Origin of the sequence: Vibrio sp. OPT46 (assembly GCF_015163535.1) — a bacterium.
GTDB classification, from domain to species: Bacteria; Pseudomonadota; Gammaproteobacteria; order Enterobacterales; family Vibrionaceae; genus Vibrio; species Vibrio alginolyticus.
Genome location: NZ_JADDYG010000359.1, coordinates 10,827 through 26,666 on the forward strand (window position 1 = coordinate 10,827; position 15,840 = coordinate 26,666).

Genomic DNA, 15,840 nt, shown 5'->3' on the forward strand with positions numbered 1-15,840 from the left:
GGGCGATAACCAGAGTAAAACTGACCAAAGCGACGATCTGTCCGACCACCATGGTCATTAATTTACGACGACTAACACCAAGTGCGTACAGCCTTGTAATGGCGGCTTTGCGTGCGTCGAGCAACATGAAGCAAGCACTGAACAAACCAATCACCGCGACCATCAACGTTACGCCGTTGAGCGCGCGCGTAATAGCGAAGGTCTGCGAGAATATATCCAAAGCGATGGATTTGATTTGCGCCTGATCGTAGAGCTGACTTGGATGCAGATTCAATTGCTCGCACAGTTGCTCATAGACGATTTGTGGGTCCCCCGAGACTTTAATGCCAAGGCTTGTTGGCAAGTCGGTAAATCCGCTCTCTTGCCATAACTTTGGTGCTAATAAGACTTCACCGTTGGGTGAGCCGTAATCATGGAATATCGCACCCACAAGCAGGTTCTTATTTGGAACGGCATCAAGCGTGAGCGCGCTACCCAGTGATAAACCCAGTTTGACCGCGGTTGGTTCACTGATAGCGACTAACTCACCTTGGTAAAAGCGTGACCAGAAGTTCTCCAAATGCGATTTGAACACCATGGTTTGCTCTAAGGTGTCTTTGTCTTTGGTGCCAAGCAAAATCGGTAAACCTTGCAGGTTATCATCGACGTAGTATTGCTTGTAGACGGTCTCAACCTTGTCGAACTGCCCTAATGCGCGCTCTACATCAGCGATTTCTCCTTGGGCAGGGCTGACGTAAATGTCGGCGTGTAGCCTTTGTTCTAACCACTGTTTTAGGGTGGATTCAAAGCTGCCCACTAGCGTGTTCATCCCCATATTGGCAGTAACGGCGAGTAGCAGTGCCATCATGGCGAGAGAAAGCGGAGAAATCAGCTCACGCAACTCAGCAAACAGATACTGCATCAAACCGGAAGTGGTGCGCTTTTCACACCAATTGGCTAACACGCTGAGTGTTTTGGGTAGATACAAAGGAATCGACACCACAAGCACGCCGAGCCACGCCATGGTAAATCGGTGATGCTCACTCAGCCATAATCCTGCAAGTGCGAGAGCCGTCAACGCAGCACCTATCACGAACAATTGGTTTTCGTTAGAGGCTTCCGGCGCTTGATAAAATCCGCCATGAGAGGAAAGCGGCTGGCGCACTCGCTGTTTAAAGTGCTGCCAACATGCCAATAGGGTTGCGGTTAACGTGAGTAGCAGGGCTTGCGCCCACCATTGCCACTGCCAAGTGCCGGGCAGCAGTGTCGCGCCATAAAGTTGTTCTAGAGTCAGTGCCACGGTCGGATGTAACCAGTGGCTAAGCTGCATGCCCAATACAAAACCGAGGGAAGCGCCGATGGTAACGAGAATAGTGAGTTCAACTAACAGCGCAGAGAACACAATGCTCGGCGCAACACCCGCTTGTTGAATTTGCACTAACAGCCGATTGCGTTTAAGCAAGCTGTACTTTACGCCGTTGTAAGCGATGAACAGCCCGACTAAAAACGCGAGTAAGCTCATTGCGGTGAGATTGAGGTGAAAGCTGTCGGTCAGTGAGCCAAGGTCAGTGCTTTGATTATTGGCAATCCATTGCCCTTGATCGCCAATGAGGCTTTGCCATTTTGCTTGCGTGTTTTTATTCCCTTTATCACCTGACTGGAAAACCGCAATGTAACTGAGCTGTCCTTGTTTATTGAGCAGTTGCTGCGCAAAACCAATGTCCATCAACATTCGGCTACCTAACTGCCATTCGTCTGGTAGCACCACCACTTGGGTTGGAATGTCATCCAGAGTTAGGGTTTCTACTTCCCCTAAGTTTTGATGTTGAGATTGGCTCATCATCACGATCGGCTTACCGGCCAAAAGCTCAGGTAAAGGTAAAGCACTGTCGAACAAAGACACGTTTTGTTGGTTTTCTGACGAATAGCGCGAACGTGAGGAAATTGCGGCAATCAACTCACTACCTTGCACTGACCAGCGACGCCCTTGTTCGTCTCTCACTCGCCCTTCGATTACAGGTAGTGCTGCACTGAGCCCGTTTTGTCTAAGGGTGAAATAAAGAGACTCGGGCAGATAGTTTTGCCCTGCTGGTGGAATAATTAAGTTCTGAGCTTGTGCGCTAAGCTGCTCGGTAGATTCCGCATAACTTCGTTTGGCATTGAGGTTGATGGCTTGCACCGCAACGAATAAGGTCACAGCCAACACGATACCGATCAGAATCGCGGCGGCTTGCAGTGGCGCCTGCCGATAGTGCGCTGCAAACAGATTCAGGGCGAGTCGAGTATGAGTGAATCTGGTGTTTGATGGCTTAGTTTGCTTCATGGTGAAGCTCATGTTTGTTTACTTGATGGCTGTTCTGTAGCTGACTGTTATCCAATCGCAGCCGTGCTTTCATAAATTCAGCGCATTCATGGCTGTGGGTCACCAAGAGCACGGCGGTATTGCCTTGGGTGGTGATTTCACTGAGCAGTTTCATCACTTCTAACCCTGCTTTTTGGTCAAGGTTACCTGTGGGTTCATCGGCGAGTAGAAGCTTAGGTTTGTGTGCCAATGCACGTGCGATAGCGACTCGTTGCTGTTGACCGCCGGAAAGGGCAGAAACATGTCTGTCGAGAAGTTGGCTGATGCCTAGAGTCTCGACCAAATAATCGCACCAGTCGTTCCATTTCTTTTGATTCAAATGCAGAGGGAAGGCGATGTTTTGCTGCACGTTGAGCGGCGTTAATAGATTGAATTGCTGGAAGATAACACCGAGTTTTTGGTGTCGAAATCGGCTCCATTGTGGGTCTTTCCAAGCCGCCGTGTTATCGCCATCTAACCACAACTCACCATCGGAAAGCGGCTCAAAGCCAGCGATGACATTGAGCAAAGTACTTTTGCCGCTGCCACTTGCGCCCGTCAGCGCAACACTCGCTCCTGTGTTCAACGTGAAGTCGACGCCTTCCAACACGCGATGTGTCTCTTTGCCATCAACAAAGCTTTTGCTGGCGTGTTTGAGTGTGACAAGTGGGCTTTCCATTTCCTCTCCCTGTATTCAAAAGGTGTCGTTTCTTTTGGCAATCACTATTGCAGTTATGTCTCTAGAAACTTTAGACAACAATCAGATAAAAACAGCGATTTACATCGAGTTTAGGGTCTGTTGACCTTTCGAGCTGATTTTTGCAGCGAATTGTTGGGTGTTTGTGCAAGGCAGAAGCTTTGATGTGTAGTTAGCCTACATGAAAAAGCTGATAACGCAGGAGAAATGACCAACAAACGCTGCCCAAAGGGTTCGGCTAAAATCGTTCTATGCTTTGTTAAGGAGTATTTACTTAGAATGCTAGGCTACACACTCCTTGCCTCGCCTAAAACGATTTTATCTCGAACAAAACTTAATCTCGAAAGATAAACAGACCCTACTTTGTACTGAAAATAAGAGGGAAGAGATTAAATGAGGAAGGGATATGACAGGCATTAAAAAAGCCCGAGTCAAACTCGAGCTTTCAAAGATATTCAGCGTGGTCAGCTTACACGTAGTACGCTTCAACTTCGCCTTTAAGTTTGATTAGCATTGGGTTACCGAAACGGTCTTTTGCTTTAGGAGAAGCAATTTTCACCCAACCTTCGCTCACGCAGTATTCTTCTACGTCTGTGCGCTCTTGGCCGTTGATACGAATACCGATTTGGTGCTCGAAGCATTCTTTGATGAAGAATGGGCTACGTGGGTTACCCGCTAGGCGATCTGGTAGAGCTGGTTTAGCTGTGTCTGTCATTTTGTGTGACCTAAATTCCGTAAAAAGTGCGCTATTGTAGTCAGTGCACTGTATGTGTTCAAGATATGTTGAGAGTGGATGCGTTGTTTAACTTTCAAGTACCGCCTATAACCCCTTTAAATACTGCGCGTTGGCTGTTGGTTGAATCATGGCATTCAGCGTTTGGACGGCTTGTTCACTGTGATCTTCAAGTAGAGCTAAGAACGCGTCAATCAACTCAGGTTTGCTTGCTGAGACTTTTGTTTCGGTCTGGATATCACACAGATCGATCAACACATCGGTAAACAATTGCGGCAGATCGTGCAGCACTTGCAGGTTTAAGATGTTGTGCTCGCTGTAGATTGAATTGTGGCTGCCTTTTTGTTTTTGCACCAAGTAAGGATTGTCTTTTAAGTTGATGATAGACGTGCGTTTATCACAGCGTTTCAAACAACTTTTGTTGACCTTCACCTTACGGCATCCTTCGGTTTGTTGAAACAAACATTGGCGGCTCGTGAGTAGAGTGTTCGGGTGATAAATGCTGTAGAAGCTGCGCATGTTTTTCGGACGCTTTATGTGACGCACCTGCTTCATATTCAGCTCGTTAGAAACAAACGCGCCACTTGCCGCGAACTCGTCTTGAAGGCATTTAAACGCGTATGAGTTCACCGTGTTCAGTTGTGGGCCTGCCACCCAGCCTAAGCCGAGCTCTTTTGCGATCATGCCGACACCTGAGTTGTTGGTGATCAACAACTCAGGTTGGATGGTTTCCAAAAATACGCGCGCGGCGTGGTAGTCTTCGCCAATCAAAATGGCTGGGAACCAAGGTTTGAGCATTGGGTTGGCTTGGAACAATTCAATCATCGCGCTCAGTTCACCAGACAATCCCATTGGCAATTGATAGTAAACATCAACGTCGTGGTATTCGCACAGCATGGCTTCTTGTGCTGACGAGATCAGAACCGATAATTTTGGCGCACCTTGGCGAGGTTCTGGTTGAGGTAACGTTGGCAGAGTTGGCACATCAATCGACCCTTTCAAGCTGCTGCCGGATACTTGTGTTGAAGTGACATCGAACGACTTAGTTTGCTCTGCCACTTTCTCAATGATCGCGGTTTTGTCATCGTAGAGTTTCTTTTTCACCGCTTGTACATCATCAGCAGACTGGCATTGGTAAACCTTCGAAAAATGCTTTACAGCATGGTCGCGCGGGTTGTCGATGTACATCGCCTTGCCGAAATCACCTTGCAAAAATGCGTTGGAGAAATCACGGTTGAACACTGTGTATAACTCTGTGGTGTCTTCAGAGAGTTCCAAACCCTCGCACAAGCGATCAATCTGTTTACGCCAGTTATCGACCACGGTGTACACGTAGTGGGATTTCTTAATGCGGCCTTCCACTTTCAACGAATACACACCCGCATCAGCAAGCGCTTCCAAGTCCCCAAAGGCGGAGTTGTCTTTCATATTGAGTGGGTAGTTGTTGCCTGTTTTGGTCGTTTCGTACTGTTCGCGACAAGGTTGGCTACAGCGTCCACGGTTACCTGATGCGCCATTGCGAGCGGAACTGATGTAGCAAATTCCGGAGAATCCGATGCAGTATGAGCCGTGGACAAACACTTCCATCATTACGTTGTGCTCGCGACCAAATTGCGCCAGATGTTTTATCTCACTGATGTTAAGTTCGCGAGATAAGTTTACTCGGCTTGCGGTGAGCTGGTTGAGAAAGAGGATTTGGCCTTCGTTATGCGTGTTCAGTTGCGTTGAAGCGTGCACATCCAAATCGGGAAAGTGATGTTTGAGAATGTAGGCCAGACCGAGATCTTGTACGATCACGCCATCGATTTTGGTGGTGTTCAGTTGGCTGAGCAAGCGAACAATCGCTGGAATTTCACTTTCTAAAATCAGCACATTCAACGTTAGGAAAATCTTACAGCTGTGCTGATGGGCCAACGTTAACACGCCATTTAAGTTATCTAAAGTGAGGTTGGTCGCTCGGTTACGAGCATTGAAGCGGTCGAGCCCACAGTAAATTGCATCGGCGCCAGCGGCAATGGCGGCTTTGATGGAATCTAAATCACCACCGGGTGCTAATAACTCAAATTGATCGCGTGTCACTACTTTTCTCTTTCTTACTAAAATAGGCTGCAAATGTTACGTATTTCACGCTTTTGATGCTCAGCTAGTTAACGCTTTATTAATCTGAATCAATTAATCCGTGTTACACGGTCGACTCTTGAGTGGGTAGAGTGCAATTCGCGATAGCGGAATTTGACTTCTATAGTTTTCCTACACTTGGTTTTTCTATATCTAGTTTTCGACTCAGAGAGAGGAAGGGACGACAAATGAAAAAAGTAATCATTGGGTTGGTCGTGGCGTTGACGTCATTGAGTGCATTGGCTGGGGAGGGTGTGGTAACCGTTGCGAGCACGCATTCAGCAAAAAATACGGCGGATAAATTTGTCGCTATCGCGCAAGAAAAAGGGTTGAACGTCTTTGCGCGCATTAACCATCAAGAGAATGCCACGAAAGTCGATATGACGTTGCGACCAACCGAAGTTATCGTGTTTGGAAACCCTAAAGTAGGCACGCCACTGATGATCTGTGCGCAGGAAGTGGCGCTCGATTTACCCCAAAAAGTGTTGGTGTATGAAGATGATGAAGGCAAAACGTGGTTAGCTTATAACGATCCTATTTATTTAAAGCAGCGCCATCATATTGAAGGCTGTGACGAGGCATTGAACAAAATCAGCGGCGTGCTGGGCAATTTAACCAACGCGGCGGCGAAGTAGGGCTGGTTATTGGCTTCGCTTTTTTTACTCCGAAAACGAAAAAGCCAACCTCACAAGGAGGTTGGCAAATCTTACCTAGATTGGGGGAGGTAAGATCAGGAGGTGGCGAGTACGCTGTGCACTTTTGACTTAATTGAGTCAGACTGCGTGCCGAAAATCGCTTGTAAACTGTCGCCAATCACTAACACATCTCGCGCGCCAAGTGCTTTTAGCTTAGCAACATCAACGTTAGCGATGTCTTTCACCGAGACACGCAGACGAGTGATACACGCATCGACTGACTTAATATTGGCTTTGCCGCCCAATGCAGCTACTACATCCACCGCAATTTCATCAGGCTCTCCGGTAATCTTCACTTCTGCAATGTCGGTTTCACGACCCGGCGTTTTCAGATCCAACTTCACAATTAGGAAGCGGAACAAGCCGTAGTAGAGCGTCGCCCAGATTGGACCGATGATGATGAACATCCACGCGTTGCTCGACATTGGGTAGTAAAGGAAGAACTGGATCGCGCCGTGCGCAAAGTCAGTACTGTGTTTGATTTCCAAAAATGCGGTGATCGCAAACGCAATACCAGTTAGGAAAATATGGATCACGTACAGCACTGGCGCGACGAATAGGAAGGTAAATTCGATTGGCTCTGTGATACCAGTTAACCAAGAGGTCAACGCCGCAGACATCATCAAACCGCCGACGATTTTCTTACGCTCAGGAGACGCGCAGTGGTAAATCGCCAATGCCGCTGCTGGTAGCGCCCACATGGAGTACATAAAGCCACCAGACAGATAACCTGCGGTTTTATCGCCCGCGAAGAAGCGAGTGAGCTCACCGGTAAACTCTTTGCCGGTTTCTGGGTCTACATAGCTGCCGACTTCAAAGAAGAACGGCGCATTCCAGATGTGGTGCAAACCAACCGGGAGTAGTGAACGTTCGCCCGCGCCGTAAACCGCCCACGCGAGTACAGGGTTTTGGTACGCTGCCCAATGAGAGAATGCATCAAGAAGTTGTCCGACAGGTGGCCATGCAAACGCGAGAATCGCACCAACGACGATCGCCGATAGACCGGTGACAATGGACACAAATCGCTTACCCGCGAAGAAGCCCAAATATTCCGGCAGTTTGATGTTGTAGAAGCGGTTGTACATGATTGCCGCCACCGCACCGATAAAGATGCCGCCAAACACCCCGGTTTGCAGCGTCTCAACGCCCATGATCGTGGCGTCAGTTTCTAGGCCGCGCAGGCCAGTCACGATACCGAGCGATGCGTTCATAATAATTAGGCCAACTAAGCCTGCGAGCGCAGCCGCACCGTCATTGCCTTTTGATAACCCGAGCGCCACACCGACCGCAAACATCAACTGCATGTTGCCGAACACGCCTTCACCGGCGGCGAGCATCACTTTGTTGACCGCGTCTGGAATAAACGCAAAACCCGCGTTACCAATACCCAGCATCAAGCCAGCCACCGGTAACACCGCCACAGGCAGCATCAACGACCGCCCTATTTTTTGTAGTTGTCCAAATATACTTGCAAACATGGTTTCCTCCTGACGAATGCCAGTGTTGTAGGACCTGATTCCTTCAGGTCATGTTGTTTCACGTAAGGTCAGGATGATCATAGCGAGCAAGGCGGCGCCTAAGGTTACAAAAGGCAATCAGTTTGTAAGTGGCCGCTTACAAATCTCTTACACCGAGAAGTGAAAATTGCAATCGGCTCGATTGTGCATGGGCGTTTAAGAATGCATCATATTGGCCAGCGCCAAACTCAGGGGCAGGCACAGGGACGGACACAGGGAAAGTAGGATGGAAAACAAGCAGATACTGGTCGTCGATGACAACCTCGACCTTCGCGAAGCGTTGTCGGATTACCTTGGCCGCGCAGGGTTTGAAGTGCTTTGCGCGGAAAACGGCGGCGTGATGTGGCAACTGCTCAACGATCACCATCCTGATTTGATCATCCTCGATATTATGATGCCCGGTGAAGACGGCTTTACCCTGTGCCAGAAACTGCGCAAAAACTCCGATATCCCAATAATCATGCTGACCGCCGTCACTGAAGAAGCCGACCGAGTCGCAGGGCTAGAAATGGGCGCTGACGACTACATCACCAAATCATTCAGTCCGCGTGAACTGCTCGCACGCATCAAAACCATTCTTCGACGCAGTCAATCGACCGCCAATGCCAAACTGACGCGTAAAGTGCGTTTTGACGACTGGTTGTTAGATACCGTGACGCGCCAACTGACCCACGTCGCTAGCCGCGAAGTTAAACAACTCAGCGGTGCCGATTTGTCGTTGCTTGGTTTATTTGTCAACCATGCACAATCGATATTGTCGCGCGATGATATTGCACGTGAGATTTGGGGACGCGATGCTGACCCGTTTGAACGCGGCATTGACGTGCAGATCAGTCGCTTGCGCCATCACCTTGAAGATAAAGACCGCTCGCTGATCCTAACGGTGCGCAACAAAGGCTACATGCTGACCACGGACGTGCATTATGAGAATTAAACGCTGGACGGGATCACTGGTCGTTCGCACGAGCGTGTTCCTATTGTTGGTGATCGTTCTGGCGCAGGTATTATCCGGGATTATCTGGTATCAACACGCCAGCGAACGCGATAAAGAAGGTTTGACTACGACGGCCAAAAGCTTGGCACTGAGCGCATCTTCCACCATCGCTTTCTTTCAAACCCTGCCTTCAGAATATCGTCACTTGGTGCTTAATCAATTACGCAACATGGGCGGCACGCGCTTTTTCGTTTCACTCAACAATCACCAGATTGACGTCGACCCGCTGCCAGATAGCGAGCGCAAAAAACTGGTCATCAACCAAGTGCGCGAGGTATTAGAAAGTGAGTTGAGCGGCATTCCTAATATTGAGGTGGAGTTCACACAACGTGACAAACTCAAAGTGTTCAACAACGAGCTACCTATCGACGAACTGCCACTATTGTGGGCGCATTATTCGCTTTCGTTTGGTGACCTCAATCCACCGATTCTGGTGATGCAGGTCGAAGTGGCGCAGAACGAATGGTTTTATCTCGCGGCGGTGCTGCCCGCGCCTTACATCAACCTCGAGACTAACTATTTTGAGCTGCGCCAATGGTTGACACTATCGCTGTCCGCGCTAATGCTTTTGCAGTGTACCTGGTTTATCGTTCGCAAAGAAATTCAACCAATTCGAGAGCTGGCAAAAGCTGCAACCCTGATGTCGAGCCGGTTAGACGTGCCCAAAGTGTATGAGCGAGGCAGTAACGAACTTAGAGCAGCGGTCCGTGCGTTTAACAAAATGAACCGACGCATCGACAGCCACATTAAAGACCGCGAAATGCTGTTCAGCGCCATCTCCCACGATCTGAAAACGCCAATAGCCTGCCTAAAACTACGAGCGGAAATGCTGGATGACGACGCCGACCGAGAACGCTTTGTCCGCCTGAGTAACGACCTAGATTTGATGGTCAAAGGCGCATTGCAATGTATTAAAGAGACCGACATCCACGAGGAAATCGAGCCGATCAATTTCACCCAACTGATTCAGCACATTTCCGCCAATATCGCCGATGCGCCGGACACAATTCGCATCCACGGTGAAATCCGCTCCCACTTTGCTGGTAAACCGTTAGCGATTAAGCGCTGCATTCAGAATCTGGTCGATAACGCGCTCAAATACGGCCATCAAACGGACATTAAGCTGAGTGAAAGCCCAGAGTCGATCCAGATTGAAATTGAAGATCACGGTGACGGTGTTGACGATTTATTACTTGAAAAGCTCTGCCAGCCATACTTCCGCGCTAGCAACGATAAAGAAGGCAGTGGGCTGGGGTTAACCATTTCACAGAGTATTGCAAAGGCTCATGGCGGCAACTTGTTGCTGAGCCATTCTCAGTTTGGCGGCCTCTGCGCCACACTGACTTTCCCGAGAGACTGACTATGAACAAACTGGCATTCTTGTTCCCAGTGTTACTCGCCCCTAGCGTCGCTGCTCTCGCGGAGCCGCCACATGGGGTAGAGTTTTTACATTGGTGGACTTCTGACGGCGAGCAGAAAGCTCTGCAAACACTTAAAGCCCAGCTGGAACAACACGATATTGAGCTATTGCAAAGCCCGGTGTTAGGAGGAGGTGGCGACAGTGCGATGACGGTAATGCAAGCTCGCGCCTTGGCGGGCAACCCACCAAGCTTTGCGCAAATTGAGGGGCCAAGTATTAAAGCGTGGGATGCCATCGGTGTTTTGTACAACGTCAACGCGGTGGCCGATGAGCAGCGCTGGGACGAGGTGCTCTACCCGCTGTCTATCGAAATCAATAAAACACAAAACGGCTATATCGCTCTGCCACTTACGCTGCACCGTTTGAACTGGCTGTGGGTCAACCACAAGCTACTTAAACAACTGAATCTGTCCGCGCCGAAAAATTGGCAAGAGATGTTTGCCGCCATGGAGCTTGCTAAGAAAAATGGCGTCGTACCGATCGCGGTCGGTGAGCAGCCTTGGCAAGTCGCCCAACTTTTCGAGAATTTAGTGATCTCCACTGGCGGTGTTGAGTTCTACACCAATGCGATGGTTAAACTAGAACGCGACAGCATCGACAGCGACACCCTGCGCCAAGCGCTGACGCAATTTCGTCGCCTGAGTTTGTTGATTGACAACCAATTACCTGACAGTAAGTGGGATACGGCGACCCAAGCGTTAGCCGACGGTCAAGCGCTGTTTCAAATCGGTGGAGATTGGATTTTGGGTGAGTTGCTCGCCAATCAAGTCTCAGTTCCGCAAGAGGTCGGCTGTTACCCAACGCCGGACAGCGATGGTGTATTCCTCTACAACATGGACAGCTTTGTGTTTATGTCGAGCAAGTCGTTTTCTGCTGAGGAGGCTCAGCAAACCGCGAGCGTGCTGGCAGACGTGGAGTTTCAAGCTAAGTTCAATCGGTTAAAAGGCTCGATTCCGGTACGCACCGATATCGACATCAGCGATTTTAATCCGTGTCAGGTCCAGTCATATCAAGACTTTCACTACGGCGTTAAGCACAACCTCGCTGTGCCGAGTATGATTGATTCGATGGCGGTCAATCCGGTTGCTCAGCAGGCGATAAACTCGGAAATCTTCCGTTTTTACCGCAATCCCAAAATGGAACCCGACGAGCTGATAAAACGCATTATTGCTATTTCGCAAAGCGGTTAATGGCAATGAATTTGTGCCGAGTGGAATAAAAAAGCCCCAATGATTGGGGCTTGAGTAAAGCGAAGTATGCCGTTTAGAAATAGTGGAAGATCGGCGGTTCATGCATCAAGAAGTTTTGATGGGAGATGTTCCACGCATAGGCGCCCGCTAAGGTAAACACAACATAATCACCAATATCGACGTGGGCGACGTGTTGATTGCGTGCCAGCACATCTTTGGGCGTACAAAGCTGGCCGACAAAAGTTGCTTGTGCATGCTGAATTGGGTGAGAAATCTCGTGGTGTTGCTCGCTTTTCAGGATGACGAATGGATGATCATGGCTCTGCGCTGCTGGCGTGCGGAAATGGTGGGTTCCTCCGCGCGCGATGACAAAGTTTTCGCCAAGATTTTGCTTAATATCCAGCACTTCCATTACGTAATAACCGCATGCCGCCGTGATGAAACGTCCGCATTCAAAACGCAGTGTCCAGTCTTGCACTTGCTCTTTAGCGATGAGGAATTCCAACTTGTCGCAAAACTCCATCCACGGAAAGTGTTGCTCAGGGGTTTGGTAGTTGATGCCCATGCCGCCGCCCAAGTTGATCATCAGCTCACCGAGTTCGAACTCCTGCTGCCACGCCTTCACGACTTGGAAATAGCGCTGCATCAACGCTAAGTGACGTTCAACATCGAGCTGATGCGACATCAAGTGAAAATGGAAGCCTTTGAGTGACACTTGCGGGAAATCGCGCAGCAACATCAAAGCATTACTCAGTTCGGACTCGTCCAAACCAAAAGGAGTCGGCTTGCCGCCCATCGCCAACTTGCTGAGCGTGATGTCGCCAATATCAATGTTCATACGCAAAAAGATCGAAGCAGGGCGGTTGAGACGCTCGGTTAGTGCTCCAATGCGTTGCAGCTCGGTGAGGCTTTCGACATGAATTGCATCAACATCCAGCTCAATCGCTTGTTGCAATTCACTTGGCATTTTTCCTGGGCCACCGAAGATCAATGGCTTATCGAGTTGTTGTTGGTGGAGGTGTGTCAACTCCCCGCCAGATGCCGCTTCAAAACCATCGACATACGGCGCGAGCGTTTTGAGAATCGGGCCCGATGGATTGGCTTTGGCTGCGTAAAATAGCTCGACATTTTTCGGCAAAACGTGACGCAGTTGTTTGATGTGTTCTTCTAAGGCGTTTAGGTCATACACGTAAGCGCACAAGGGTTGATTTTGCTGCTGTGCGAGCGTGTGAACTTGTTGGCTAACGCGTGTCGGTAGAGAGAGGGAATTAGACATGTTGCGCTCCTTTTTCGTGTTGCTGCCAAGGCGCGGCGACTTGGGTATAGCCCGACTCCTTATCGGCTTTTTGCATCAAACGAGTGGTGAAATTATTTTTGCTTGGGAAGTGACCGCCATTCAGCAACGCTTCTAGTTCCGGCTGTTTTCCATTCACTGACTGCCAACGCACAATGGCACTTTGCACCGCATTCCACAGCGTTTGCTCTAGTGGCTCATCACCTTCTGCTATGAAGAAAATCGCTTCGCTGATGTTGTTGATAAAGGTGCAGTATCCGATGCGATTCCAGCCTTGTTCGCGACTGTAGTAAACCGATTGTCGCGCGCGTTCAGACAAGTCAGTTAATGTTTCTTCTGGCCAAAACTCCGGCAGTAACTTGGTGCCTTCCAAATCACGAATCCAGACACAACACGGCATCTCTTGCTCAAAGCCAATCAAGGTGTTTTGCAAATGCGGCTCAAACGCCACTCCGTGTTTGAAGTAGTAATTAAACACGCCCGGAATTAGGCAATGCAAATAGCGTTCAAACCACAGTGTCGCGATATCGGAATAGCGAATTTGCGTAGTACGCGCTTTGTTTTTAAGGCGTTGAGCAATACAACTGTCGCCGTTTTTGTCGTAAGCAAACAGAGCGCCAGCGAGGGTTGGTTTTAAGATGTCGACTTCGCTCAGCGAGAAATTTTCGCGATACAAAATCCCAAACGATTCGCGCGCTTTGGTGTTGTCATCCCAATTACGCTCAGCGACACTTTCTAGATTTAATGTGGTGGCGTAAGGCTCTGTCATCACTTTAAATACAGGGTTGTGCAGCTGTTCGTTTTCTCGAATCGGTTTGAGAATCGACGTGAGCTGCACGGCGCTGTCGAGTTCGTACCACGCGTTTTTGCGCACGCAATTGGTTAATCGTACGTTGATGGAGAATTTCGCAAACCAATCCATATCTGGGTGGTAGAGGGTACGAACTGAAGAGGTCGGCTGCATCTTTTCACCACCTAAACCCAGTGGCGTGATCTTGCCTTGTTCAATGGCACGCTTCACGCTTGGGTTGCTCAAAATGGTGTAGCTTTCCCAAGGATGACAAGGGTAGAGGGTCTTCCCATTGCTGGTGGCGTGTTGTGGCGCGAGCTGTTGTAGCATGTGCTGAGCAGGGTTAGCTTCTCCGTCGGAACTCAGCACATCAAGTAAGGACGTATCCACTTCAAACCAGTACAGCGGGACTTGCGCGCCGACTTCTGGAGAAAACGCCAAGAGATCATCCATGGTGACGCCCGAACGACTTTTTGGGGTCGGATGGAAAGTATGCCCCCAAATCAGAGACTGTTCCGAAGCGATAAACTCGTTGTGATGCGATTTGGGCGCGACGTTGAGAAACTGCTCGGTAACCAGCACGCTATTTTCCAGTTGTTCGATCAGCTCATGGTTAAATGGGATCGCCAATACCTGCTTGAGATAGTTAAGCAAAAGCGTAAGAGTTTGCGTGGCATCCAATTTCGCCCAACCAGATCCCGGCATTTTCGCCCATGGCAGTTCTGCCAATTTGATTTTGCCCAGTTTGCTCGCGTAGTGAATCGGCAAAACCAGCACGCCATTTTGTTGAGAAAGATAAACGGCTACCCGCTGCTTGGCGGAATAGTTGCGTTTTAACGTTTGGGGTAGCGATGTCGATTGGTAGTGCCATTCCACTTGTTGATTCGGTAGCGCAAATTCACGTAAGTAACAATTAAGAACACCCATAATCGTGTTGAGTTGGGCCTTCTCCCGATTGAGCTGCACATCATGCGCGCGCAACTCGCTAGTCTGAGAGGATTGAGTTTGTAACATGTTGATTTCCAAATTTTGAATGGAGAACCAGCGCGATCAAGGTGATTACGCTGACTATCGCAGAAAGTAGGAAAGGAACCTCAAGTAGCCCCAAGCTAGAAATGAAAGAAGCGCAAAATCCCGCTGCCACGCCACCCCATTTGGACATGGCATCAAAGCGAGAAAATACTTTGCCACTGAGTTTGCGATCCAGATGGCTCGCAAGATGCTGATGCAATCCGTGATAGCAACACACCATCGCGATGCCGAAGACAATTCTCGCAGCAATGAGTGCGGTTTCGGACGCAATCAAATGCAAGGCAGAGCTCACGGCAAGCAATGCAAACCCGAGCCACAACGTGCGCAGCGGTTGATGGCGATTCAGCCCATCTGACAACACGTGGATTTTGCCTGCCAGCAACAGATAGATGCCATGCGGCAGTGCGTACAAAAAACCGATCCATGCGTGGTGAGTGATGCCATATTGCTGCACAAACGGCGAGAAATAAGGAAAGGTCACCACCATGGAAAACGCAAACCCGAACTGAGCAAAGAAGATCCAACGAATGGCATGCATTGCGTTTTTCTGTGCAACCGGTTTTTCTTGCTGAGATTCTGAGTTTGGCTTTTCGAGGTTTCGTTCGGCAGGTTTATCCGCAGGCAGTGTTAGCGTGATGCCCATAGCAATTAAAGGCAAAACGCATAACCAAAGATACGCGTTGAGCGGGTTGGTCTCTGACAAGCTCCAGCCGAGCCCAATGGGCGCAACGATCAGCGCCAAGCGAGCAGATAGTTGGGTTTTATTGAGTGACTTGCCGAGTGTTTTGGCTTCTTTAATTTGACTAGATAAGTAGCTGTTCGAGGCGGCCATGGTGCCGCCAAAGGTTCCTTGAACAATAAGACCAAACACAAACATGGCGAGGTTGTCTGCCAAGCCGCACAGCGCAAACCCTGCTGCAAGGCCAAGTTGTGCACGCAAGAGTGAGCGGCGGCGACCGTAGCGATCGGCAAAGTTGCCCCAAAATCGCGCCGCCAACGCAGTACAAAACGTAGGTAGGATAAACAATACCCCTGCCCAG

Annotated in this window: 12 protein-coding genes; 4 read left to right on the forward strand and 8 right to left on the reverse strand. The window is 49.4% G+C overall.

The features are described 5' to 3' along the window. The 4 genes from IQR33_RS16670 to IQR33_RS16685 all read right to left on the reverse strand — a co-directional run. On the reverse strand, positions 1-2,302 hold a 2,302-nt coding region (locus IQR33_RS16670; RefSeq protein ID WP_228013939.1), incomplete at its 3' end, for an ABC transporter permease. After that, positions 2,289-2,999 (reverse strand): ABC transporter ATP-binding protein, encoded by a 711-nt coding sequence (locus IQR33_RS16675; protein WP_054576548.1) that lies wholly within the window; start codon positions 2,997-2,999, stop codon positions 2,289-2,291. The genes IQR33_RS16670 and IQR33_RS16675, both read right to left, overlap by 14 nt. A 487-nt stretch (positions 3,000-3,486) precedes the next feature. After that, positions 3,487-3,732 carry a DUF3297 family protein gene (locus tag IQR33_RS16680; RefSeq protein ID WP_025768686.1) on the reverse strand — a complete coding sequence of 82 codons (246 nt, stop codon included), beginning with the start codon at positions 3,730-3,732 and terminating at the stop codon, positions 3,487-3,489. A 105-nt stretch (positions 3,733-3,837) separates the two neighbouring features. Next, a complete protein-coding gene (locus IQR33_RS16685; RefSeq protein WP_064369561.1) occupies positions 3,838-5,829 on the reverse strand; it encodes a U32 family peptidase in 1,992 nt (663 codons plus the stop codon). A 227-nt stretch (positions 5,830-6,056) separates the two neighbouring features. Between IQR33_RS16685 and IQR33_RS16690 the strand changes: the two genes are divergently transcribed. Then, positions 6,057-6,503 (forward strand): DUF302 domain-containing protein, encoded by a 447-nt coding sequence (locus tag IQR33_RS16690; protein WP_033906624.1) that lies wholly within the window; start codon positions 6,057-6,059, stop codon positions 6,501-6,503. Between the two features lie 95 nt (positions 6,504-6,598). On the opposite strand, the gene ptsG is transcribed toward IQR33_RS16690, so the two are convergent. Continuing rightward, positions 6,599-8,041: a glucose-specific PTS transporter subunit IIBC gene (gene ptsG / locus IQR33_RS16695; RefSeq protein WP_193843863.1), complete on the reverse strand. Its 1,443-nt coding sequence runs from the start codon at positions 8,039-8,041 to the stop codon at positions 6,599-6,601. Between the two features lie 265 nt (positions 8,042-8,306). Here ptsG and IQR33_RS16700 point away from each other — a divergent pair, with 265 nt between their 5' ends. Genes IQR33_RS16700 through IQR33_RS16710 form a run of 3 tightly spaced genes read left to right on the forward strand, consistent with a single transcriptional unit; the run spans position 8,307 to position 11,684 of the window. Then, positions 8,307-9,014 carry a response regulator gene (locus IQR33_RS16700; protein ID WP_042522238.1) on the forward strand — a complete coding sequence of 236 codons (708 nt, stop codon included), beginning with the start codon at positions 8,307-8,309 and terminating at the stop codon, positions 9,012-9,014. Then, positions 9,004-10,434: an ATP-binding protein gene (locus IQR33_RS16705; RefSeq protein WP_193837801.1), complete on the forward strand. Its 1,431-nt coding sequence runs from the start codon at positions 9,004-9,006 to the stop codon at positions 10,432-10,434. Before IQR33_RS16700 ends, IQR33_RS16705 begins: the two co-directional genes overlap by 11 nt. Before the next feature lie 2 nt (positions 10,435-10,436). Then, positions 10,437-11,684, forward strand: a complete 1,248-nt coding sequence (locus tag IQR33_RS16710) for an ABC transporter substrate-binding protein (RefSeq protein ID WP_193837800.1) — start codon at positions 10,437-10,439, stop codon at positions 11,682-11,684. A gap of 73 nt (positions 11,685-11,757) precedes the next feature. On the opposite strand, the gene IQR33_RS16715 is transcribed toward IQR33_RS16710, so the two are convergent. The 3 genes from IQR33_RS16715 to IQR33_RS16725 form a co-directional block, all read right to left on the reverse strand. Then, positions 11,758-12,960, reverse strand: coding sequence for a type III PLP-dependent enzyme (locus tag IQR33_RS16715; protein WP_193843864.1), 1,203 nt, complete (start codon positions 12,958-12,960; stop codon positions 11,758-11,760). Beyond that, a complete protein-coding gene (locus IQR33_RS16720; protein WP_182016047.1) occupies positions 12,953-14,782 on the reverse strand; it encodes an IucA/IucC family protein in 1,830 nt (609 codons plus the stop codon). Before IQR33_RS16720 ends, IQR33_RS16715 begins: the two co-directional genes overlap by 8 nt. Continuing rightward, positions 14,754-15,840, reverse strand: a 1,087-nt coding sequence (locus tag IQR33_RS16725) for an MFS transporter (protein WP_228013940.1), incomplete at its 5' end; no start/stop codon positions are given. The genes IQR33_RS16725 and IQR33_RS16720, both read right to left, overlap by 29 nt.

Excerpts from the sequence above, each read along its gene's own strand:
- IQR33_RS16675 (WP_054576548.1), bottom strand. The coding sequence starts at position 2,999 with ATGGAAAGCCCACTTGTCACACTCAAACACGCCAGCAAAAGCTTTGTT.
- IQR33_RS16680 (WP_025768686.1), bottom strand. The coding sequence starts at position 3,732 with ATGACAGACACAGCTAAACCAGCTCTACCAGATCGCCTAGCGGGTAAC.
- IQR33_RS16690 (WP_033906624.1), top strand. The coding sequence starts at position 6,057 with ATGAAAAAAGTAATCATTGGGTTGGTCGTGGCGTTGACGTCATTGAGT.
- ptsG (WP_193843863.1), bottom strand. The coding sequence starts at position 8,041 with ATGTTTGCAAGTATATTTGGACAACTACAAAAAATAGGGCGGTCGTTG.
- IQR33_RS16700 (WP_042522238.1), top strand. The coding sequence starts at position 8,307 with ATGGAAAACAAGCAGATACTGGTCGTCGATGACAACCTCGACCTTCGC.
- IQR33_RS16705 (WP_193837801.1), top strand. The coding sequence starts at position 9,004 with ATGAGAATTAAACGCTGGACGGGATCACTGGTCGTTCGCACGAGCGTG.
- IQR33_RS16710 (WP_193837800.1), top strand. The coding sequence starts at position 10,437 with ATGAACAAACTGGCATTCTTGTTCCCAGTGTTACTCGCCCCTAGCGTC.
- IQR33_RS16715 (WP_193843864.1), bottom strand. The coding sequence starts at position 12,960 with ATGTCTAATTCCCTCTCTCTACCGACACGCGTTAGCCAACAAGTTCAC.
- IQR33_RS16720 (WP_182016047.1), bottom strand. The coding sequence starts at position 14,782 with ATGTTACAAACTCAATCCTCTCAGACTAGCGAGTTGCGCGCGCATGAT.